At 30.6% G+C, this 248-nt stretch carries 1 protein-coding gene; it reads left to right on the plus strand.

Annotation, left to right across the window (positions count from 1 at the left end; all coding sequences use genetic code 11):
- The coding region (locus tag SB660_RS22700) for a DUF421 domain-containing protein (RefSeq protein WP_410584763.1) at positions 1-248 on the plus strand (248 nt) is incomplete at both ends.

The following is a 248-nucleotide window of genomic DNA, read 5'->3' on the forward strand; positions in this document are numbered from 1 at the left end:
GATGATTAGACAATACCAAGTTTTTTCAATTGATGAAATAGATTTTGCCATTCTAGAACCGAATGGTACGCTTAGTATTCTTAAGAAACCGCCATTTCAAGGTACCCAAAAAATAGATATAAACATCTCACCTGAAAATCCACCTTTTTTGCCAATTGAAATAATATCAGATGGAAAATTATTAAAAAGAAATTTATTGGAAGTAGGGAAAAATCGACAATGGTTAAAAGATGAACTCAAAAAGCTGT

This window comes from Bacillus sp. SIMBA_005, assembly GCF_046535585.1.
Classification (GTDB): Bacteria; Bacillota; Bacilli; order Bacillales; family Bacillaceae; genus Bacillus; species Bacillus pumilus.